At 39.7% G+C, this 22,793-nt stretch carries 20 protein-coding genes; 15 read left to right on the top strand and 5 right to left on the bottom strand.

Annotated elements, in window-relative coordinates; all coding sequences use genetic code 11:
• The first annotated feature begins 197 nt into the window (after nt 1-197).
• From EV201_RS04490 to EV201_RS04465, 6 genes are all read left to right on the top strand, one after another.
• Nucleotides 198-671, top strand: coding sequence for a LutC/YkgG family protein (locus EV201_RS04490; protein WP_165389580.1), 474 nt, complete (start codon nt 198-200; stop codon nt 669-671).
• A 9-nt stretch (nt 672-680) separates the two neighbouring features.
• Nucleotides 681-2,828 (top strand): L-lactate dehydrogenase (quinone) large subunit LdhH, encoded by a 2,148-nt coding sequence (gene ldhH / locus EV201_RS04485; protein ID WP_130306193.1) that lies wholly within the window; start codon nt 681-683, stop codon nt 2,826-2,828.
• A gap of 23 nt (nt 2,829-2,851) precedes the next feature.
• Complete coding sequence (locus tag EV201_RS04480) at nt 2,852-3,040, top strand: hypothetical protein (protein WP_130306192.1); 189 nt, start codon at nt 2,852-2,854, stop codon at nt 3,038-3,040.
• 21 nt (nt 3,041-3,061) lie between these two features.
• Nucleotides 3,062-4,720: an L-lactate permease gene (locus EV201_RS04475; protein WP_130306191.1), complete on the top strand. Its 1,659-nt coding sequence runs from the start codon at nt 3,062-3,064 to the stop codon at nt 4,718-4,720.
• 94 nt (nt 4,721-4,814) lie between these two features.
• On the top strand, nt 4,815-7,667 hold the full coding sequence (locus EV201_RS04470) for an FAD-binding and (Fe-S)-binding domain-containing protein (RefSeq protein WP_130306190.1): 2,853 nt from the start codon (nt 4,815-4,817) through the stop codon (nt 7,665-7,667).
• 225 nt (nt 7,668-7,892) lie between these two features.
• Nucleotides 7,893-9,128, top strand: coding sequence for a hypothetical protein (locus EV201_RS04465; protein WP_130306189.1), 1,236 nt, complete (start codon nt 7,893-7,895; stop codon nt 9,126-9,128).
• A gap of 204 nt (nt 9,129-9,332) precedes the next feature.
• Here EV201_RS04465 and EV201_RS04460 read toward each other — a convergent pair whose 3' ends face one another.
• The 4 genes from EV201_RS04460 to EV201_RS04445 are packed head-to-tail and all read right to left on the bottom strand — an operon-like array spanning nt 9,333 to nt 12,573.
• A complete protein-coding gene (locus EV201_RS04460; protein WP_130306188.1) occupies nt 9,333-9,743 on the bottom strand; it encodes a c-type cytochrome in 411 nt (136 codons plus the stop codon).
• Between the two features lie 19 nt (nt 9,744-9,762).
• The gene (locus EV201_RS04455; RefSeq protein WP_130306187.1) at nt 9,763-10,335 is read right to left on the bottom strand and encodes a hypothetical protein; all 573 of its coding nucleotides are present in this window, start codon (nt 10,333-10,335) and stop codon (nt 9,763-9,765) included.
• Nucleotides 10,332-11,654, bottom strand: a complete 1,323-nt coding sequence (nrfD, locus tag EV201_RS04450) for an NrfD/PsrC family molybdoenzyme membrane anchor subunit (RefSeq protein WP_130306186.1) — start codon at nt 11,652-11,654, stop codon at nt 10,332-10,334. The genes EV201_RS04455 and nrfD overlap by 4 nt, the downstream gene beginning before the upstream one ends.
• Before the next feature lie 19 nt (nt 11,655-11,673).
• On the bottom strand, nt 11,674-12,573 hold the full coding sequence (locus EV201_RS04445; protein ID WP_130306185.1) for a 4Fe-4S dicluster domain-containing protein: 900 nt from the start codon (nt 12,571-12,573) through the stop codon (nt 11,674-11,676).
• Between the two features lie 265 nt (nt 12,574-12,838).
• On the opposite strand from EV201_RS04445, the gene EV201_RS04440 reads away from it, so the two are divergent.
• From EV201_RS04440 to trhA, 6 genes are all read left to right on the top strand, one after another.
• Nucleotides 12,839-13,390 (top strand): GNAT family N-acetyltransferase, encoded by a 552-nt coding sequence (locus EV201_RS04440; protein ID WP_130306184.1) that lies wholly within the window; start codon nt 12,839-12,841, stop codon nt 13,388-13,390.
• A gap of 12 nt (nt 13,391-13,402) precedes the next feature.
• Nucleotides 13,403-13,681 carry a cupin domain-containing protein gene (locus tag EV201_RS04435; RefSeq protein ID WP_130306183.1) on the top strand — a complete coding sequence of 93 codons (279 nt, stop codon included), beginning with the start codon at nt 13,403-13,405 and terminating at the stop codon, nt 13,679-13,681.
• A 116-nt stretch (nt 13,682-13,797) separates the two neighbouring features.
• Nucleotides 13,798-14,763, top strand: a complete 966-nt coding sequence (gene rlmF / locus EV201_RS04430; RefSeq protein ID WP_130306182.1) for a 23S rRNA (adenine(1618)-N(6))-methyltransferase RlmF — start codon at nt 13,798-13,800, stop codon at nt 14,761-14,763.
• A 133-nt stretch (nt 14,764-14,896) separates the two neighbouring features.
• Nucleotides 14,897-16,207: a glycosyltransferase family 4 protein gene (locus EV201_RS04425; RefSeq protein WP_130306181.1), complete on the top strand. Its 1,311-nt coding sequence runs from the start codon at nt 14,897-14,899 to the stop codon at nt 16,205-16,207.
• A gap of 218 nt (nt 16,208-16,425) precedes the next feature.
• The gene (locus EV201_RS04420) at nt 16,426-17,091 is read left to right on the top strand and encodes a hypothetical protein (RefSeq protein ID WP_207224378.1); all 666 of its coding nucleotides are present in this window, start codon (nt 16,426-16,428) and stop codon (nt 17,089-17,091) included.
• Nucleotides 17,092-17,228: 137 nt separating this feature from the next.
• Nucleotides 17,229-17,876, top strand: coding sequence for a PAQR family membrane homeostasis protein TrhA (gene trhA / locus EV201_RS04415; protein WP_207224377.1), 648 nt, complete (start codon nt 17,229-17,231; stop codon nt 17,874-17,876).
• Between the two features lie 85 nt (nt 17,877-17,961).
• Here trhA and EV201_RS04410 read toward each other — a convergent pair whose 3' ends face one another.
• Nucleotides 17,962-18,825 carry a mechanosensitive ion channel family protein gene (locus EV201_RS04410; protein WP_130306179.1) on the bottom strand — a complete coding sequence of 288 codons (864 nt, stop codon included), beginning with the start codon at nt 18,823-18,825 and terminating at the stop codon, nt 17,962-17,964.
• A gap of 86 nt (nt 18,826-18,911) precedes the next feature.
• On the opposite strand from EV201_RS04410, the gene corA reads away from it, so the two are divergent.
• From corA to EV201_RS04395, 3 genes are all read left to right on the top strand, one after another.
• Nucleotides 18,912-19,967, top strand: coding sequence for a magnesium/cobalt transporter CorA (gene corA / locus EV201_RS04405; RefSeq protein ID WP_165389579.1), 1,056 nt, complete (start codon nt 18,912-18,914; stop codon nt 19,965-19,967).
• 1,008 nt (nt 19,968-20,975) lie between these two features.
• Complete coding sequence (locus EV201_RS04400) at nt 20,976-22,532, top strand: acyl-CoA carboxylase subunit beta (RefSeq protein WP_130306177.1); 1,557 nt, start codon at nt 20,976-20,978, stop codon at nt 22,530-22,532.
• A gap of 38 nt (nt 22,533-22,570) precedes the next feature.
• Entirely contained in the window at nt 22,571-22,759 is a 189-nt protein-coding gene (locus EV201_RS04395) for a hypothetical protein (RefSeq protein ID WP_130306176.1), read from the top strand.
• Nucleotides 22,760-22,793 lie beyond the last annotated feature (34 nt).

Raw genomic sequence — 22,793 nt, 5'->3', positions numbered from 1 at the left:
GTTCAGAATGGAACAGTAGCGAAAACGATTGAAATGGACATTTCTGAAAACCTTTCCGTTGCCTAAAGTGCTGTCATACAGTATTAAAAGTCTTAGAAAGATTCTATATAACAATTGAAGTGGTTTTTTGGCACTCCTCTTGGTTAGGGAAGTCACATCAAAACAAAAAAACTAACCCCGAATACTATATGAAAGTTATGAAATTACTAGAACAGTTTTTGGAAAAATCGACTCTTGTTGGGAATGAAAACCGTTTGGTGAAAACGCTAGATTTCCAGAATGATTTTAAAAGGGAAGATTATGAATATATCCATATGCCCAGCCTGAATTTATCTCTTGATAAGCAAACGGGTGAAGCGGGTATCGGAAGAGCATTAATCGAGGCAGATTATGCGATTGGTGAAACAGGCTCGGTTGTTATTGATAGTTGCAACGAGAATTTAAGATTGGCAAGCTGTCTGGCTGAAAAATTGGATGTGATTCTCCCTTTAAGCAAGCTGGTGGAAAGTATGCATGATGTGACCGATTTTCTCGAAGAAAGGACATCAGGGAGTGGTGGCTATGTCGCTTTTATTACAGGAGCCAGCCGAACAGCAGATATCGAGAGGGTATTGACTGTTGGGGTACACGGTCCCAAGGAAATGACAGTGATTATTTTGAACGATTTATAAGCCGAAGCCATGACAATACATACAAAAATAGACGAAAAATTAAACGATAAAGTTTTGTATCAAAATCTTAAGGGATTTGCTACAGCCTATAAGGCATCAAAAGAGAATGCCTATAAAGGATTGGATTTTGAAGCCTTACGAACCAGAGTTCATGATTTAAAGGATCGTGATTTAAATAAAGTCATGCAACAATTCAATCAGTTTAAAGAAAACGTTGAGAAGCATGGGTGCAAAGTCTTTCAGGCAAAAACCGGTGATGATGCCTGCAGATATATTGCCGATGTGATGAAGTCTCATGGAGCCAAATATATGGTGAAGAGTAAATCCATGACCTCTGAGGAGATTCAATTGAACCAGTACTTGGAAAAAGAAGGCTTGAGTCCTATTGAAACCGATTTAGGTGAATGGATTTTGCAAATTGCCAGTGAGCATCCATCCCATATGGTGATGCCTGCCATTCATAAAACGCGTCAGCAGGTTGCTAAGATCTTTTCAGATTATACTGGGGAAGAAGTTGATCCTGACGATATAAAAGCCATGGTTGAAATCGCGCGCCGATTCCTTCGGGAATACTATTTTAAAGCGGGGATTGGCATGACAGGTGCTAATGTTGCTGTTGCCAGCACAGGAACCATTGGTTTGGTTACCAATGAAGGCAATGCACGCTTGTCATCTACAGTGCCTCCTGTGCATATTGTTTTGGTCGGTTACGAAAAGCTTTGCGATGATTTCGGACAGGCCCTGGATATTGTTCGTGTTCTGCCTAAAAGTGCAACCGGACAGATTATTACCTCTTATACAACCTGGATTAAGGGAAGAACGCCATCACATAAAAATGCGGATGGAATTAAAGAAACGCATTATGTGTTTCTTGATAACGGTCGATTGGCCTTTTTGGAACATCCAAAATTTAAAGAAGCATTAAAATGTATTCGTTGTGGCAGTTGCGCCAATATTTGTCCTGCCTACGAAATGGTTGGGGGACATGTTTATGGCGACCGCTATATCGGTTCTATTGGCTTGATTCTGACAGCACTTTATCAGGGCGATGAGGCTGCCAAAGACATTCTTAAAATGTGTATTGGTTGCCGGGCTTGTTCTTTCAATTGTCCATCAGGTATCGATCTTCAAACTTTGATCTCAGATCTGAAACTGGTTGTCGGTAAGAAGTATGGTATCAATCCTGTAAAAAAGAAGGTGTTTAAATCGGTGGTTGCAAAACCTAAGCGAATGAAATCGCTTTTAAGCCTGGGTGCTAATTTCCAGTTTCCTTTAACCTCAACCAACAAGTTAAATCAGGAAAAAATAATCAAAACAGTTCCTATGTTGCCTAAGGAAATGGATTTTAGGAAATTTCCTGCATTGGCTTCCAAAACCTTTAGCAAACGTTTCTTTAAGGACGGTCACGATCAGTTTTCATCAAAACGTAAAGTCTTCTTTTATCCCGGCTGTGCCATCGAATATTTTTATCCTGAAATGGGATTGGCAATGGTTAAGTTGCTTCAGAAAAGTGGTATTCAGGTTGATATTCCTAAAACGGCAGCCTGTTGTGGTATTCCTGCAATAGCCTCGGGGGATCCTGACAATGCCAAAACAATGATTTTTAATACCCTTGATAAGCTTAATGATGCTGGTGACTACGAAGCCTTGCTGGTTCTTTGTCCAACATGTGGCGGAGCGATTAAACATGAGTTTTTGGATTTTACAAAAGCTGATCCTGATCGTTATAAAAAGGCTTCTCAATTGGGACAGATGGTGACACCTGTAGGGAAGTTTTTGGAAGATCAGGGGATACAATTCAAGGTGCTCGGAAACAAAAGGGTGACTTATCATACTCCTTGTCACGATTCCAGATCTCTGAGCTATTCTGCCGAAGCTTTTCTTTCATCGGTACTTGGCAAACAATTTATTCCCCTTACCGACAGTAATGTGTGTTGCGGGTTTGGCGGAACCTACTCTTTGGATTTCTCCAGTATTTCGAATGGAATTCTGAACAAGAAAATTGAAAATATCGAAGCGACCAACGCTGAGATTCTTGTAACCGATTGCCCGGGTTGTGTCATGCAGATAAATGGTGGTCTTATGCACCAAAAGAAAGCAGTAAAGGTGATGCACCTTACCGAATTTATCGAAAATCATCTGGTCGTTGTCGAATAATTACAAACAAAAAAAATTGCCCTATGGAATTTAATGTAAATAAGATTGAAACGAATGAAAACCTATTGAATTTGAGACGCAAACTTGTTGCCTTGGATGGCATTATGAACCCCATGTTTAAACTCAAATACCTTCAGGAGGATGATGATCAAACTGTAGATAAGGATCATCAATCAAATCAAATGGCTATGAATAAAGCCTGTAGTAACTAACCCATACCTAAATCATAATTTATGAACGCATTATTAGCATTTTCCCCTATTTTATTGACCATCATTCTGATGGTTGGCTTTAACTGGGGGGCAAAAAAAGCATTACCCTTAGCCTTATTACTTGCAATAACGATCGCTTTTGGTGTTTGGAAAATAGATTTGCACCATATTTTAGGATATTCTGTCTTCGGATTTTTAAAGGCCTTTGATATCCTTATTATCATATTCGGGGCAATCCTGATTTTGAATACCATGAAGATATCGGGAGCGATGGCAGCCATCAATAATGGCTTCAATGGCATAACCACAGATAGGCGTATTCAGGCCATTATCATTGGCTTTATGTTTGGAGCCTTTATCGAAGGTGCCGCGGGATTTGGAACGCCGGCAGCTTTGGCAGGCCCTCTTTTAGTTGGTTTGGGTTTTCCTCCTTTGGCTGCTGCTATGGTGGCTTTAATCTACAATTCGGTGCCAGTTCCATTTGGTGCTGTGGGGACACCCATCAGCGGAGGAGCCATGGTGACCTTAGAGCAGAATCTTGCGGGTGTTGGCGCAAACGTTGAAGGATTTAAGTTGATGCTGACCAAGTGGATTGCCATACCCAATGCTATGGTAGGGATTTTTATTCCTCTGTTGGGCTTGATGATTCTGACACGATTCTTCGGAAAGGATAAATCAATCAAACCCGCTTTAGCGGCGGCGCCATTTGCTTTGTTTGCAGGTTTAGCTTTTGTTATTCCTTACGTTTTGATTGCTGCAACTTTAGGTCCTGATTTACCTTCCCTTTTAGGAGGATTCATCGGTTTAGGTATTGTTATTTTTGCCGCTAAAAGAGGCTTTCTCGTGCCTAAAAAGAAATGGGATTTCCCTGCCAAATCAGAATGGGAGTCTTCATGGATGTCCAACGAAACTATTCAGGAGCCAAGCCAAACTAAGATGAGTCTTTTAAAAGCCTGGTTGCCCTATGCAATGATTGCCATCATTTTGGTTGTGACACGAATTCCATCCCTGGGATTAAAAAGTTTGTTGGCTTCACAAACCCTTAGCTTATCGAATGTATTGGGGATTGAAGGGCTTAATTATGTGCTGAAATGGGCCTATCTGCCTGGTACGATCCCTTTTATTTTGGTTGCCTTAATTACGAATGTAATCTACCGTATGAAGACCAAAGAGGTGGTTGATTCGTGGAAAACCACATTTAAACAAATCAATGGTGCTGCAATTGCTTTGCTTGCCGGAGTTGCCATGGTTCAGTTGATGTTGAAGTCGGGAACCAATGGTGCTGGACTGGAGAGTATGTTGACGGTTATGGCAAATTCGATTGCTGATTTGGCTGGAGCCGCTTACCCGGTGATTTCGCCCATCGTTGGTGTTTTGGGTTCTTTTATGTCGGGTTCTGCAACTGTATCCAACTTACTGTTTGCATCCTTGCAATTCGAAACAGCTTCTATTCTTCAGATTCCGGAGGTTTTAATTGTAGCGGCACAAACCAGTGGTGCTGCACTTGGAAACATGATCTGTATTAATAATGTGGTTGCTGTTTGTGCTACTGTGGGTTGTGTCGGAGCCGAGGGAAGTATTATACGTCGGAATGCAATTCCTGCCTTCATCTATTATCTTCTCATCATGTTAATTATAGTGGTTTTGATCAGTTTGGGCGTTGACCCAATGCCATTGTAAGCTTATACGGGCTATAGAAATTGAATATATCAGTTTGTCGATGAGCTAAATTTAAGCTTAATCTAAGATTGGGATCATACTAAAACATAAAAAAATGTTGAAAGGAAATTATAAGAAGTTTTACGATGAAATAAAAACAACGATTGAGGCTTCGCGTTTATATACCGATGAAATTAGAAATTTAGCTTACGGAACCGATGCCGGTTTTTATCGCTTAATTCCTCAGATTATTGTACGGGCTAAGAATGAATCTGAAGTTCAAAAGGCCTTGCTCTTAGCCAATAAGTATGAATTGCCTGTAACGTTTAGGGCTGCAGGAACGAGTTTGGCTGGGCAGGCAATTACCGACTCTATACTCATTGTTGCCGGTAAAAACTGGGAAGATTATGAGGTGTTTAAAGATGGAGAACACATTCGAATGCAACCCGGTATTGTCGGGGCACGGGTGAATCAGATTCTGGCTCCTTATGGTCGTAAGTTAGGGCCCGATCCGGCCTCCATCAATTCCGCCATGATTGGGGGAATTGTGATGAACAATGCTTCGGGTATGAATTGTGGGACACACGAGAATTCGTACAAAACAATTCTTTCAGCTCGGTTGATTTTTGCTGACGGAACCGTTCTTGACACGGGCAGTTATGAAAGCAAAAAGAATTTTATGAAAACGCATGCTTCTTTTATTCATAAGATTGAAGAGATGCGCGATCGGGTGCGTGCCAATCAGACCTTGGCTGACCGGATTCGTTACAAGTACAGCATTAAGAATACCACAGGCTTGAGTATCAATCCTTTTATTGACTATACGGATCCGTTTCAGATCATTGTGAATTTGATGGTAGGCTCAGAAGGGACCTTGGCTTTTATGTCTGAGTTGACTATGAAGACGGTTGTCAATCCAAAATTCAAAGCCAGTGCCATGATTTATTTTCATGATATCGTAAGCGCATGTGAATCGGTATTGAGTATGAATCTTGGACCTGTGCACGGAGCTGAGATGCTTGATAGAGTCGCTTTGCGATCGGTTGAAAATGCAGATGGTATTCCTCCATTTATTAAAGATTTTCCGGATGGCGTAACAGCGATTCTTGTTGAGACTTTGGCTAGTTCTAAAGGGGAACTCTATGCGAATATCAAAGAAATTAAATCGCTTTTAAAGGGTTTCGAAACCGTTCGTCCTATTGAATTTACCGATAAAGTTGAAGAATACTCAAAATATTGGAATATCCGAAAAGGGGTATTCCCGGCCGTTGGCGGTTTACGCGAAAAAGGGACCACATGTATTATCGAAGATGTTGCTTTTCACCTGAAAGATTTACCACAAGCCACTTCAGACTTGCAGGATCTGATTGCAAAACACGGTTATAAGGATGGTGTGATTTACGGGCATGCTCTGGAAGGGAACTTTCATTTTATATTCAATCAGAATTTTGATAAACCTGAAGAGCTCGAACAATATAAAAGGTTTATGGCTGAGGTTGATCATCTGGTTGTTGATAAATATGACGGTTCGTTGAAGGCTGAGCATGGCACAGGACGAAATATGGCACCCTTTGTCAAACACGAATGGGGAGAAGAGGCTTATCAATTGATGAAAGAGATCAAACAACTTTTCGATCCCAAAAAATTATTAAACCCGGGTGTGATTATTAACGATGATCCTGATTGTTACATTAAGAATTTTAAGACATTAGCACCCGTTCATGAAATTGTGGATACCTGTATTGAATGTGGTTTTTGTGAGGTGAATTGTTTAACGGCGGGTTATTCACTTTCAGCTCGTCAGCGTACTGTGGTGCAACGCGAAATCAGGCGATTGGAAATGACAGGTGAAGATGCTGAGCGCTTGGAAGCATTGAGAAAAGGCTTTGTTTATTTAGGTGAACAAACCTGTGCCGGTGATGGTTTATGTGCTACTTCATGTCCCGTTGGTATCGATACAGGTAAGTACATCAAATATCTGAGATCATTAAATGTGGCCGGAGATCGACCACAAAAACAGAGTCAGTGGGTGGCTGACAATTTCCATAAATTGGGACCCGTCATTCGCGGTAGTTTGAAATTTGTGAATGGTGTCCATACTGTCATGGGGTCGACTCTATTGGGAGCTGTGGCTGGCGGGTTCAGAACCCTGAGTGGTAAGACGATTCCACTCTGGACGCCGGCAATGCCTAAGGGGGCTAATGCGCCTAAACCGCATCCGGTGAATAAAGAAAACCCCTTAAAAGTGGTGTATTTCCCTTCTTGTATTGCTCAAACCATGGGACCTGCAAAGGGGGATCCTTACAAACAACCCTTGCATATTGTAACACAAAATTTGTTGGAGAAAGCGGGTTTTGAGGTGATTTTTCCTGAGAAGATGAGCTCTTTATGTTGTGGTACACCCTGGGAGAGTAAAGGCTTCAATAAACAGGCTGATCAAAAATCTTCTGAACTTGAGGCCGCTCTGAACAAAGCATCTGAGGGTGGAAAATACCCCATTCTTTGTGATACATCTCCTTGTTTGTATCGCATGCGTCGTGTGATGGATGCTAAATTAAAGCTCTACGAACCGGTTGAATTCATTTATGAGTTTTTAATGGATCGATTGACCTTTACAAAAGTGAACGAGGTGGTTGCCATTCATGCAACCTGCACGACAACAAAAATGGGATTAACGCCCCAATTAAGAGCTGTTGCCGAAGCCTGTGCTCAGCAAGTGGTGATGCCTGGCGAAGTCGGTTGTTGTGGTTTTGCCGGAGACAGAGGCTTCAATTTTCCGGAGATTAATCAATATGCTCTTCGCAAGTTACGTCCCGTATTAAACGAGGGAAAGGTTGTTGCCGGATATTCCAACAGCAGAACTTGTGAAATTGGCTTGAGTCATAATGGCGGTGTTCCGTATCAGTCAATTATCTATTTGGTTGATCGGGTGACTCAAGCACAATGTTTTGCTGAAGAAATAGTTTAAGAACGTCTTTGGGACGATGTCCCGCTTCAAGTAGTCGTGATAATGCATATAAGACAGACCCGATATTTTATCTGAAAATTTTTATTAGACATAGCTTTAAAAAGACAGAATAGGGTCTGTTTTTATGTGCATTTAGAAACCTGTATTTAACCCTTATAATTTAAAACCCCAAACACTGATGGATGTTTATTATATAAACTGAAGTGTTTTAAATGAAAGATGATCATGAAAAAAATTGTGTTGCTATTTTTTGCTCTGGTTCCAATTTTAGGCTTAGCGCAAAAGAAAGAAGAGATAAAAGTAAAATTAAGCGGTTTTGTGTCGGCTGAAGCCATATTGGACACAAGAAAAACAGTCAATTCTCGTGAGGGTGATGTTTTATTGTATCCCGCCTCCAAGTCGGCAGACATTAATGGGACAGATCTAAATGATCGGTCACAGTTGTATATGACCAGCATCCATTCCCGATTGAATGTTGGTATTTCGGGTTTCGAAGCTTTCGGAGCAAAAGGGTCTGCGTGCATACAGGGAGATTTTGTCGGAACATCGAATGATAAAATTGGTTTGTTTCGTTTACGACATGCCTTTGTGAAATTAAATTGGGAGAAAGATGAGCTATTGGTTGGAAAATATTGGCATCCCATGTTTGTAACCTCATGTTATCCTCATGTTTTGCATTGGGGAGGTGGTTTACCTTTCAATGTTTTGGGAAGAGCCCCTCAGTTTCGATACACTCGAAAGCTAAGTAACAAAGGCTATGCGATGTTGGCTGTTTTATCAGAGATGGATTTTAAGAGCACGGGCCCCGAAGGTGCTAATGTAAAGTATGCACAACAAGCCAGTATTCCTGAAATTTCAGCTCAAGTTAAGTACGATTTAGCAGAGGGATTTAGTTTGGGAGCAACAGCAGGCTATAAGTTTTTGAAGCCCATGCTTGTAAACGCAATGGGAGTAAAAACAGATGAACTCTTGTCAAGCTATCAAATGAATGCCTGGATGTCTTTAAAAACAGATAAAATTGCCTGGAATTTGCAAACCATTTACGGACAGAATATGTACAACTTCGTAATGATTGGGGGATATGGCGTCAAGAATGTGAAAGCGAATGGCGATTACGAATACACCAATATAAAGACCAGTTCTGTTTGGTCGGATGTATACACCACTACAGGAAATGTGCGTTATGGTTTGTTTGCGGGTTACACAAAGAATTTGGGTGCAGATGATAATCTGGCAACAGATGCCGATGGTTTTGTGGGGCTGTATAGCCGTGGTTCAGATATCGACTATGTGTATCAATTCGGACCTCGTGTAGAGGTGTACTCAGGTCATTTCATGATTGGAACACAAATTTTATATACATCTGCAGCTTATGGAACAACTCAGGTGGATGGCACAGTTAATGATTCAAGTGAAGTCGGAAGTACTCGCTTTCAGCTACATTTTAAATATACTTTCTAGTACGGAATAATTTTAGGTTTAAGTAATTTGTTTTTCACAAAACCGGGTTTTGTTGTTTGAAATCCATCTGTGTCACTAGCCTCAGCTTTTGGTTGGGGCTATTTTTTTTGAAAGTAATTTGAGTTGTGATTTTGCCTGATAACAGGAAGCTAAAAAAAAACCAGCAATAAGATTAAGGCTTATTGCTGGATTTTGATGTTGGTTTTAATTCTTTAATTTCCTTAAGTAGTTGATCAACAACCAACGGTCTTCATCATCTCTGATTTTCTTTTCATACGAAGGCATTTCATCCCGACCAAAAACGGTTTTGTAATAGAGTTCTCCATCCGTTTGATCTTGAAATTCTTTTTTTGTGAAATCCGGCATGGGTGTTTTCAACGATTTACTTTTCGTCCCGTTTCCTATACCCGTTTTCCCATGGCAGGATTTGCAGTGGACCACGTAGAGTGTTTGACCGACTCTGCCAGAATCTTTGTCTTCTGCAAAAGGGTTCTTCATTTTCTTATACTTTGAGGGAACTTCCCAGCTCTCATTTGTTGAAAATGGTTTAATAAAAGCCATTAAAAACAAAGTTGAGACTCCAATTAGTACGATAACTAAATTCTTAGTGTTCATAATTTTTGTTTATTAATGATTATTCCTTTTTAATTAGATACATTTCGTAACAGATATAAATAATAATGCCCCATACGGCCAACAACAATGAGTTAACCAGTAGGAGTAGACTCAGAGGGGCATTGGCCCTTGCGGCCCAAAGCGATCTTTTTTCCTCGCTCACATCGTAAATAACAGGTATGCCCCATTTAACTTCGGTGTGTATAAGGGTATCCCGAATGGTTTCGGCATCTTCAATCTTTATTATAAGTTTGAGAATTCCTTTTGAATCACCAGGAAGATCCGATGGCATGTGAATCTCAACATAACCCTTTTCATCAGTTGTGTTGAATCGATCACCCACAGGTAAATAACTAAACAGACGCTCAACATAGAGCGAGACATCCAGCTCTTCAACAGGTTTAAGTACTGAATCCCCTTGTTGGAAAACCTGAATAGCGACTCGCTTGTCAGCTTGGTCATCCAAAAATTTATAATGGATTTCAGCGGGTTTTTTCTGAGAGAAAACCGTTAGGCTACTTAGCATTATAATCAATATAATGAGCTTACTGATCAGATTGTATTGGAGCATTATGGCGATTGAGTTTTTCATATTTCATTCGATTGGTCTTCTACTTTATTTTGATGATGGATATACTCCTGAATGGGGATGATCGGGAATAGTTTGAGCAGAAGGGTGATAATAAGCAGAACGCCGGCAAATGAAGCCAAGGTGATAGCCCATTCTTCCCAGCTGGGATAATAATGCAAATACGATTCATCCACATCCTGAATGGGTAAGTAAGGGTGTTGAAGTGAAGGGATAACAATAAGAAATCGTTTAAACCAGGCTCCCATAAGGATGAAGAATGAGATGATCATGATATTAAATGGTTTTCGTCCGCGCTTAAATACTAAAAACAGTATGGGAAGCATTAGACCCGGAATCTGAACGAGCCAATACATGGCAGCATAATCACCACTGAAAAGTTCAGTAATATGTTCCCCTTCAACGCCAACCATTTTAAAGGCCGGTCCCAGATATTCATTGATATTGAAATACAAATAAACCAGAGATAACAAGACCAGGATTTTACCCATTTTATCGAAGTGCTCATTGGTGATAAAATCTTCAAGCTTGAATGTTTTACGGATAAAGAACATGGCAATAATAATAACGGCCCCTCCCAGCATAAAGGCTCCGGAGACAAAATAGGGGCCTAAGTTGGTACTGTCCCAGCCCGGGCGCCAGGTTGTGGCAAACAACCATGATGTGATGGTGTGGATGGCAAATGCCACTGGAATCACCATGATTTCGAGAATTGTAGAGGTTTTTTTTAAACGGTTTAGTTGTCCGGGTTTATTTTGCCAATTGAGAGCTAGAAATTTGTACATTTTTTGTTTCCATTGGGCAACGTGTTTTAAGCGGTCCCGACAAAGTGCAATATCGGGAAGCATGGGCAGATACAATAGTAAAACGCTAATAACCAAATAGGTCATAATAACCAGAACATCCCATATAATAGGAGATTGTATTCTTCCGTATAAGATAACATTAAAAAAACGATCGGGACGTCCCATATCAACAATGATGATAACGGCTGCACAGATGATGGCAGCTACCGCAATGATTTCTGATATTCGGGTTAATGGGTATGACCATTTTACTTTTGCCAATTTTAAAATAGAACTAACCAGAGAGCCAATCAGACTGACGGCTACAAAAAAGACAAAATTAGAAATGTATATGCCCCATGATGTGTAATCCCTCATGGACGTTACCACAAGTCCCAGTCTGAGTTGTCGGTAATAGGCAAAACATCCTATAGAGATGATGACTAAAAGAACTGCAATCCATATTTTATAAACAGGATTGTGTCGGCCTACAGAATTTAAGAGCTTGTCAATCACTTGATCATTATGCTTCTTCATATTGCTTTGTTTTCAGATATTAAGCTTCAGTGTCTTTAAATGGGAATAGGCGGTCAACCGGAGGCAGGTAGTATACATTGGGTTCGGTACCCAAATCCTCCAGATATCTGTATCCTGCCTTTTCACGAAGGAGCTTGCTTAAGCGAACGGTTTCTTCACCATTGGTAACCGTATCCTCATTGGCATCACCAAAATACAGCACCCCATTGGGACAAGCTGTGATACAATGAGGAAGTTTCTTCCCTCGAATCATATCCGGGCAAAAGTCGCATTTTTCGACCGTTCCAATTTTACTTGGTGTACTTGCCTCGGGAGAATATTCCAGGTTCAACACCTCTTTACTTTGCTTGGGTTTTCCCCAATTAAACACACGAGCGGAATAAGGGCAGGCTGCCATACAAAATCGGCAACCAATGCATCTTTCATTATCGATAAGAACAATATTATCTGATCGTTTAAAGGTTGCGCCCACGGGACAGACTTTAACACAAGGTGGGTTGTCGCATTGGAAACATTTTTTTGGCATCCAGTAAGGTGCCGATCTGGGATTATCCTGAATTTTCAGAACTTTAATAAAAGGTCGGTCCGGGGTTAAATTGTGATGATGTTCGCAGGCTTTGATACACTCTCTGGCATTTTTGCATTTGGCTAAATCAACCACCATGACAAATTTCCTACCTGGAATCCCTTTTCTGGATTCTTCAACAGATGCAGGATGGGGGTGCGCCATGGATAAATGGGCCTCATTAACCTCCATAAGTTTCCCGTCAGGGGTCATCACTTTAATCTTTTTTCCTTCGGGGTGAGATGGAGATGTACATGAAAGAAATTTAACGCCAAGTATTGAACCGACCCCCAGAAGGCCTGTATATTTAATTAAATTTCGTCGGGTAAAACGGTCTGAGTCCTGTTTTTTCATTTTGCCGAATTAATTAAATGTGAAACGAGTTTGCGAAATATCAGCTGTTTAGCTTCTTATAAATATACAAAATAATAGGTCAAATGCCATTGGTTAAATTTGGGAGAATTATTTTGTGTGTTTTTTTCTGAAAAAAATATGATTCCAGTTAAGGGAGTAAGATTGCTGCTTATTTTGTTATTTTAGAGCTTTAGAAGCTGATGCGATCTTAGAATTTAAGTTATGCATAAGGGGTTATGAGAGATTAAAATTGAAAATATTTGAAATGGAAGAAAGCATAAGAATCAATACAGAGCGTCTGGTTTTAAGAGGACTTAATGCTGATGATACTGAGGCGGTATTTAAGTATCGATCGGATGCCATTACCAATCAATATCAGGGATGGATTCCCAAGACGCTTGATGATGCTCGTTTGTTTATAGCGAAAATTGCCCCAGATATCGATCAGTACAATTCCTGGTTTCAGTTTGGTATTATTAAGAAAGAGGATGGTGAATTGATTGGTGATTTAGGCATTCACTTTTTCGATGAGGATAAGTACCAGGTTGAGATTGGCTGCACTTTGGCTAAAAATCAGCACGGGAAAGGCTTTGCCAGTGAGGCTTTAAACGCAATCATCCGTTACCTGTTTCGGGATTTGAATAAACGACGAATCATCTGTTCCATCGATCCCCGCAATGCCAGCTCAATTAAAATGGTCGAAGCTTTGGGCTTTCGGAAAGAGGCGCATTTCAAGCAGAGTATCCTGATTGATGGTGAGTGGTTTGATGATGTGATCTATGCCCTTTTGAAAGATGAATGGGAGATGAATACGTAATAAGTTATAAGGATGAAGAGAAAAACATCATTTGGAACCATGGAGATCCTTCTTGAAAAAGACGGTCAAATTGTATCAGAAGTTCTCGTGTTTCATAAAGAAGGAAGAGGACATAAGCATCCCCTATGGGAAATATGCTACATCACCGATGGGGAAGGCATCATTGTAAATGGAGATAAACGCGAACAAGTGAAAAAAGGCTCCGTCTGTAAAATATCGCCCCATACCGATCATTGGATGATTCCTCAGGATTACATGGAGGTTTTATTAGTGTATTCGCCCAAATCATAGAAATCGAATGGCAGCTTTGTGAGCATTATCCTTAAAATAGTCGTATTTTTGCAGATTACTGATTGTTTATTATAAACGATTCGGTATAGATTATTCACATACAGATTATAAGAGCTATGCTTCCGGATAAGAAAGAACACGCCAAAATAAAATCAAGATTACACCCTCGCAATAAGAATCGTGAGCGTTACAATTTCAAAGAACTAATTGAGACCTGTCCCGATTTAGAATCCTTTGTTGTGCTGAATAAGTACGACGATCAATCCATCGACTTTGCCGATCCTAAGGCAGTTAAAATACTGAATAAGGCTTTGTTAATGCATTATTATGGCTTGAGTGATTGGGATATTCCTGAAAACTATTTATGTCCGCCTATTCCGGGTAGAGCGGATTATATCCACCATATTGCCGATTTGTTGTGTAGCAGCAATTACGGTGTGATGCCTGAAGGAGACAAAATTACATGCATGGATATCGGGGTGGGAGCCAATTGTATTTATCCCATTGTGGGGCGTATAGAATATGGCTGGTCTTTTATCGGTACCGATATCGATCCTATTGCCATTGCTTCTGCGAATAAGATCATCGAATTGAATCCTTCACTAAAAGGGCATGTTGAATGCCGCCTGCAGCCCAGCTCTAAGGATTATTTCTATGGCGTATTCACTCGTGAAGAGCGTGTGGATATGACGGTTTGTAATCCGCCATTCCACGCTTCGGCCGAAGATGCACATACGGCATCAAAACGTAAGGTGACGAATTTGAGTGGCAAGAAAGTGCAGGCTGTAAAGTTGAACTTTGGAGGACAAAACAACGAGTTGTGGTGCGAAGGCGGAGAAGGTCGTTTCCTGAAGACCATGATTTCGGAGAGTAAGAAGTTTGGTAAGAGCTGCTTTTGGTTCTCAAGCCTTGTTTCCAAACAATCGAATTTAAAATTAGTTGATAAAACACTAAAAGCAATGGGAGCAGAGAAAGTGGAAGTTATCCCTATGGGACAGGGGAACAAAACCAGCCGTATTGTGGCCTGGACCTTCCTAACGACCGAAGAGCAGAAGGAGTGGAGAGAGACCCGCTGGAAATAAATAAAAGCATCTTAAAAATATAGAAGAGGATGATCAGTCATGATCATCCTCTTATTTATTTCCCACATTTGAAATGAAGCATTAACTTCATTCTGCTTTTTCTTATCTTGTGTGTTCAATACAAAGCACACCTATGAATATATTACAAATCATACCCGGTTCTGGGGGGAGTTTTTATTGTGGTAACTGTTTACGCGACGATAAGTTTCATCTCGCCATGAAAAAGCAGGGGCACCAGGTGACCAAATTGCCCATGTACCTGCCTTTGTTTTCCGATGAACACGACCTTAATGAGATTCCTGTTTTTTATGGAGCTATTAGTATTTACCTAAAGCAATTGTATCCTGTTTTCAGACATGCTCCTGCCTGGGTTGATCGACTATTGAACTCGGGTCCCATGTTGAAGTTGGCTGCACGTATGGCCGGATCGACCAATGCCAAAGGATTGGAAGAAATGACCGTTTCCATGTTGATGGGCGAGGAAGGCAAGCAAAAAGAAGAATTGAACCGGATGGTCAGATGGATGTCGGAATATTTAAATCCCGATGTTATTCATTTGTCGAATGCTCTTTTGTTGGGCTTAGCGCCAAAACTGAAACAAGCATTTCCGAAGTCCATTCTCATCTGTTCCTTGCAAGACGAGGATGTTTGGGTTGATGCCATGAAAGACTCCTTTCGGAATAAAATTTGGGCGCTAATGAGCACTAAGGCTGAATATGTAGATGCTTTTGTTGCGGTCAGCGATTTTTATGCAAGTGTTTCCCTTGAAAAAATGAACATTTCCAAAGAGAAGCTGTTCACTAACCATTTAGGTATTGATCCGGAAGAATATAAATATATTGCTGTTGATCAGAAAGAACGCAACATTGGATATATCTCCCGAATGTGTGAAGCCAATGGTTTCGACATTATAGTGGAAGCCTTTATTCAACTAAAAAAAGATCCGGCTTTCGACGATGTGAAACTGATTTTAACCGGTGGATCAACAGGTGAGGACAAAGCTCTAATCAAACAAGTCCGACAAAAATTAAAGCAGGCAGATTTAACAGAACAGGTGGTGTTTCATGACGATTTTGATGGAGCAGGCAGGCATGAATTCTTCTCAAAGGTCAGATTAATTTCCGTTCCTGTGCGAAACGGGGAGGCCTTTGGTTTGTATTTGCTGGAGAGTATGGCTTCGGGTGTACCCGTTGTACAACCTAGCTTGGGTGCCTTTCCCGAAATTGTTGGAAAATCAGGGGGCGGTGTCATTTATGAAAACAACAGTCCGGAAACACTAGCCTTAGCTTTGAAAGATCTTTTAGTTGCGGATGACCAATTACAAGAACTATCCGCTAATGCGCGAAAAGGGGTGGAAAAGGAATTTAATATCTACGCTCAGGCAGATAAGCTTATTGGTATTTACAAACAATTTTTAGAGAATAATAAATTGTCAGTTCAGTAATATAAATTCCTCCACCCACAGATAGGGTGTATCCTGATTATTCGCGATTTTTGACGGGGTGGTGTTATTTGAGCTGTAATGATTCGCGTCTGTGCAGATGTGGATATATTCGCGGTATGAAAAATAAATGAAGTAGCATTTAATAAAATGCTACTTTTGTTTTTCAAACACAAAACAACAAACGACTAAGAAGAAAGATGAGTATCGATTTTATATTTATGTTGACAAAGGATGATCAGACCGTATCTGATGCAAGAGGTTATGTGAAGGAGATTGCAGCTGCAGGAGCAAAGCATATTGGTTTCAAGGATATTGGTTTGCCCATTGATGAATTAAAGAGTCTTGCAGGGGATCTGAGAAAGGAAGGCGTTCAGGTTTATCTGGAGGTAGTGAGTTTGGATGCCGAGAGCGAAAAGAGATCAGCTAAGGTTGCCATGGATCTGAATGTTGACTACTTATTGGGAGGAACCCGACCGGAACTCATTGCTCCTTTGGTTAAAGATCACCCCTTAAAATATTATCCTTTTGTAGGAAAGATCGAAGATCATCCAAGTATTCTGACTGGAACGATTCCCGAAATTGCAGCGCATGCTGCAGCGATTACAGCTATTGATGGTGTAGATGGATTGGATTTGCTGGCTTACCGATTTACAGGTAAAGATATTCCTTTATTGATTCAGGAGGTTTGCAAAAGCTCAACGAAGCCTGTTATTGTCGCGGGCAGTATCGATAGTCAGGAGAGAATAGGGGTGGTTAAAACGACCGGAGCTTCAGCATTTACTGTTGGGACAGCTGCATTCGATATGGAATTTCCCTCTGAGATAGTCGGGATTTCAGGACAGGTTCAAACGATATTAGAAATGAGTAGACAGGAGTTTATTTAGATGCTCTCATTTAGAGCGAATAAAAAAAGAGGATCATCCGTTAAGATGATCCTCTTTTTGAATGCTAAAGAAATTTTTGAATATGAGCTTATTGTTTAACTTTAGTCATTAAAGATTCAAGTCTAAACTATATTTATATGATGCAAAAGCCCTCGAATAAAACCTACTCCCCACTCGAAGAAAAGATAAACATCTATTCGCATGCTTTCGGTTTTTTAGTTTCATGTATCGGTTGTGTTGCCTTAATCAGATCCGCTTATTTATATGGTGAAACGCAGCATCTGCTTAGCTTCGCAATTTTTGGACTGAGTATGATGATTCTTTTTGCCGCATCTACTTTTTATCATCGGGCGACAGATCCCATAAAAAGAGCGCGTTTGAGAATTTTCGACCATGCTTCTATTTATGTTCTGATTGCGGGAACTTATACGCCCTTTTGTTTGGTGACTTTACCTGAGAGAACAGGACTCATTGCTTTTGCAGCCGTTTGGCTGTTTGCTTTACTGGGCATTAGTATCAAGCTTTTTTTTACGGGGCGATTTTCTTTGGTCTCAACCCTGATGTATCTATTTATGGGGTGGATGGTCGTTTTCATATATAAGCCTCTTGTCGGAAATCTTGCCGAAGGCGGTTTGTATTGGCTTTTTGCCGGAGGTCTGGCTTACACTATTGGCGCCATTCTATATAGCATCAAACGAATTCCGCTCAATCATGCCAGTTTTCATGTTTTAGTGCTGATGGGTTGTTTTTGTCATTATATGAGTATTTATTTGTATGTGATTTAAGCTTATCGGAATTTGTTGGAAACAATATGGCCACCCTTTTTGATGATTAAAAGGGTGGCCTTATTGGGTTTCAAAAAGGGATTGGCTATTGGTTTTGTTTGACGTAGACTGTTCGGTGTGGGAATGGAATTTCAACACCTTCTCTGTCAAATCGTTCTTTAATTGATTTAAACAGGTCACATTTCATCACAAAGGCATTGCCAGAATTCTCCGCCCAAATATAGGCTCTAAGAACCACGCTGGAATCTGCAAGCTGAATGACACGCACACAAACGGGATGTAGGTTATCTTTGATTTCTTCTTCGGTTCGGTTATCCATAAAATTTGGATGCGACATTGCTTCCTCTTGCATGATGAGGCTTGCCAGATCTATGGACGAGGAGTAACTGATTCCAATTTCGAGGAACGAGCAGATTTTAGGATCTGATATTGTCGAATTTAAGATGGTTTCCGAACTGATAACTGAGTTGGGGATAATAACGCGTCTGTTTTCAGGATTGCGAATCACCGTATGACGCAGGGTGATGTCTTCAACATTCCCAAAGTTTAAATCGCCAATCTTAATATAATCGCCTACTCTAAAGGGTTTAAAGATGACGATAAAAATACCACTAATGATATTCGAGAAGGCTTGTTGTGATGCGAAACCCAATATAGCAGCAAAAATACCGGCACTGGCCAGCAAGCTAATACCTACACTTTTCAGTTCAGGGATGGAGTAGAAAATTATAATGACAACGGTGATAAAGATTAAGAAACTCACCGCATTCTTTAGAAAATTATAATTGGTTGGATCAACGTTTAGCTTGGTGGCAGATTTCTTCAGAACACGGGTCATAAAGAATCGAATCAGTTTTGATGCAATAAATCCGGCTACTGCAACACATGTTATAAACAAAAGCTTATAGCCGAGCCCAAGATCTTTTAGAATAATTTCAAGCGTTTCCATTTTCAAAACGAATATTGATTAAATTTAAAATAATTATATTAAAGGTAATATTATTCATAGCTGTTCAAATCATGCCACAAAAAAAAATGAAAAAAAATTCCTCTAAAAAAGGAATGCCTCCCGGCTCTTTAGTTCATGTAGGGCAACAAAATCTAAGTCAAGCTTCCATTCAGGAAATTCGATTTAATGCCGATGAATTCCACTTTAAAGAATACAAAAGTAATTTGGAAAGGGTGAAATTCAATAAAGATGATTCTGATTTTGTGACATGGATCAATTTAAAGGGCGTTGATGTACCTGCTTTGGAAAATATAGGTCTTCAATTCAATATCCACAATCTGGTATTGGAAGATATTTTAAACACCTTTTTGAGACCCAAGTTTGAGGTGTTGGATAACTATTGTTTTCTCTCTCTTAAGATGGTTAAAGCTGAAAAAGGTCCCTTATCCTATGCTTCCATTCCTGCTCATTTTGTGTTGGGTGATAAGTTTGTTCTTTCATTTATCGATTCTGAAGATCCCATTTTTGATTCCGCGATATCACGACTTAAGAATCAAGGCCGAAATATTAGATTAAAAGGTGCCGATTATTTAATGTTTGTGCTTGCAGATTTGGTTGTTGACTGCTATTTTGAACTGATTGAAATGGGGAACGATACCCTCGAAACGCTTGATGATTATGTAGTTCAAAATATGGGACATGATATTCCCGGCCGGATAAGGGAATACAGACGCATTTTGCTTAGAGCACGTCGTAGTATCCTCCCTTTAAAAGAGGTGTATGACCAGATTATTACCCGGGAATTGGATCTGATTGATAAGGATAATATTAAATATTACAGAGATACGGAAGATCATGTAATGTTTGTAATTGATCAGTTGGATTTTTTAAGAGATAATTTAAATGCCATTAATGATTCCTATCAATCCATGCAGGATAATCAGCTGAATAAAATAATGAAGTTGCTGACCTTGGTATCTACCATATTTATTCCTCTAACTTTCTTAGCTGGTATTTACGGTATGAACTTTTCCAATATGCCGGAGCTGAATTACCGATATAGTTATTTCTACCTTCTATTTATCATGCTTGTAGTGGCAGTTGGAATGGGAATCTGGTTTAAGAAAAAGAAATGGATGTAATCCAGTTTTAGAGCGGATTACAGTTGAAAATAACAATTAAGGCTATTCGGGTTCTCATACAGATTGAGGATCCGAATCGTTTTTTCTTTACTCCCGAATTAAGTATTCTCGATGTCGGAAGGAATTAGCGCAAAAGAAATGCTAGTCGTTTAAAAACTGTTCAGGCGGCGAAGGCGGAGAGTTGAAATTTCATTAAAATTAGGACGACTACTTTGGGTAATATCATCAAACTTCAATTGAAGTCTAAATTATAGAAATGATTTTACTGATCATGTCATCTTTCTTTCACGGGAAAATGATTGCATCCACCACCCAATAGAGAAATAAATCTTTATATGTATGATGCCTTATAAACAATCCTACGAACTGACTTCCTATGTTCTAAATCTTTTTTTTTTCGCCAGCCATAGTCAGTTATTTTTTAATCAATTTGTTAAATTTTCGTGTCATCCCTATAAGTTGTTGGAGACATTGGAGTGATTTTTATATGTACGAAAAAATAAGCATTAGCATTTCGATATTAATGAGTAATGTTACCCATTAACAGATAGTTTGGTGATTGTTAGTTGCTGTTTGAATGAAATATTAGGAGGGGAGTTATTCGTATGTATTCTTTCCTTGATAGAAAATGACATTGAAAATTACCACAATGAGTGTTTTCATTCACCTATCTATATGTTGTATAGTATTTCTTATAAAATTTTGATCTAATTTGATAAAAGTCGTCTTGTGCGACTTAATTGTCTGAAAAATAAGGGAGTACGTGAGAGGTTTGTAGTGGTGTCGATTGATATACAAACGTTTACGGACATGAGTTGGTGTTTTTAAACAGTTTATTATTTCAATGAAAGTATTTATATTCGTCCATCAATAATGAAATAATTCTTTAAACTGGATTGTAATTTAAACAAGAGGTTTAAATTTTTAGGTTTAAAATTGAATAGCAATTGAAGTATAATAGAAATTCCTTGAGATTTTCTTAGCAAATTACTTGAAAAAAAATATAAAATGAAGGTATCTGAAAAGTTAGATCTCTTAAAGAAAAAAAGAGAAGAAGTTAAAAAGATGGGCGGAGAAGCTCGTGTTGCCAAGCAACATGAAAAAGGTAAGCTTTCCGCACGTGAGAGAATAGACTTGCTTTTTGATGAAGGAAGTTTTAGAGAGTTGGATATGTTTGTGGAACACCGTTGTACGAACTTTGGCTTTGAAACAACAGAAATTCCTGCTGATGGCGTAATTATTGGTCATGGTTTAGTGAATGGACGAACAGTCTTTGCTTACTCTCAGGATTTTACTTCGCGTGGAGGATCTTTAGGTGAAATGCATGCTGCAAAAATCTGTAAAGTAATGGATTTGGCAGTAAGTGCCGGAGCGCCTATTGTTGGACTTAATGATTCTGGTGGAGCACGTGTAGAAGAGGGTGTTGATGCACTAAAAGGTTACGGTGAGGTATTTATGCGTAATTCGAGAGCTTCTGGTGTAATCCCACAGATTTCCGCTATTATGGGGCCTTGTGCCGGTGGTGCAGTTTATTCACCAGCTATGACAGACTTTGTTTACATGGTGAAGAAGCAGAGTCACATGTTTATTACTTCTCCTTATGTAATTAAAACAGTAACAGGTGAAGAGACGACTTTTGAAGAACTGGGTGGAGCTATGGCTCACAATGCCAAAAGTGGTAATGCACACTTTGCTTGTGATACCGACGAAGAAACAATCGAGGCTATTCGCGATCTTTTAAGTTATCTTCCTAATAATAACCTTGAGGAAACACCTCAATTGCAAATGGGTGACGATCCGGAGCGTGTTTGCGACGAACTGGATACGATGATTCCAGACGATCCAAAAACACCTTACGATATGAAGGCTGTTATTGAATCAGTCCTTGACCAGGGGGAATTCTACGAAGTACACGAGTACTATGCAGAAAATGCAATCATTGGTTTTGGTCGATTAGACAATCGTTCGGTAGGTATTATCGCAAATCAACCTTTAATTCAGGCAGGTTGTTTGGATATTGATGCCTCTGATAAAATTAGCCGTTTTGTTCGTACTTGTGATGCATTTAATATTCCAATGATCACATTTGTAGATGTTCCGGGATACCTTCCAGGCGTACAACAAGAGCTAGGTGGTATTATTCGCCACGGTGCAAAACTACTTTGGAGTTATGCAGAAGCTACTGTACCTAAATTTACTGTGGTAACACGTAAGGATTACGGTGGAGCTTATTTGGCAATGTGTTCTAAGCCATTGGGAGCTGATATGGTATTCGCTTGGCCAACTGCCGAAATTGCAGTAATGGGTGCTAAAGGTGCTGTAGAGGTTATTTCTACTTATAAAAAAGAAATTGCTGCTGCTGATGATAAGCAAGCTAAGACTGATGAGAAAATTAAGGAGTACGAAGAAGCATTTAACGTTCCTTATTTGGCAGCTCAGCGTGGCTATATTGATGATGTGATTCTTCCAAGTGAAACGCGTGCTCGATTGATTGATGCATTGAGAGCGATGCATACAAAAGCGGAGGTTTTACCAGCTAAGAAACACGGAAATATTCCATTGTAAGAAAGACTTTAATAAATTAATTATTTATACCAATAATTATGACTCGAGAAGAAAAGATTAAAAAAGCAGTTCTTATAGCAGTTGCTCACCACATAGAGTTAGAGAAAGCTGAAGCATTAAAAGTTGGAGGTTCGACTAATGGTTCTTGGGCACGTACTGGCATTAAAATGATGATGTCTAAACGTAAGACTGTACAGCTTCGTGGTCGAAGTCTACGAAGTGCATAATTCTATTTTCCTGTTAGTTGGGAAAAGTAATAAT

Origin of the sequence: Ancylomarina subtilis (genome assembly GCF_004217115.1) — a bacterium.
Classification (GTDB): Bacteria; Bacteroidota; Bacteroidia; order Bacteroidales; family Marinifilaceae; genus Ancylomarina; species Ancylomarina subtilis.
Note: the sequence above shows the minus strand (reverse complement) of the source record. Positions and strands in the feature narration are given on the sequence as shown.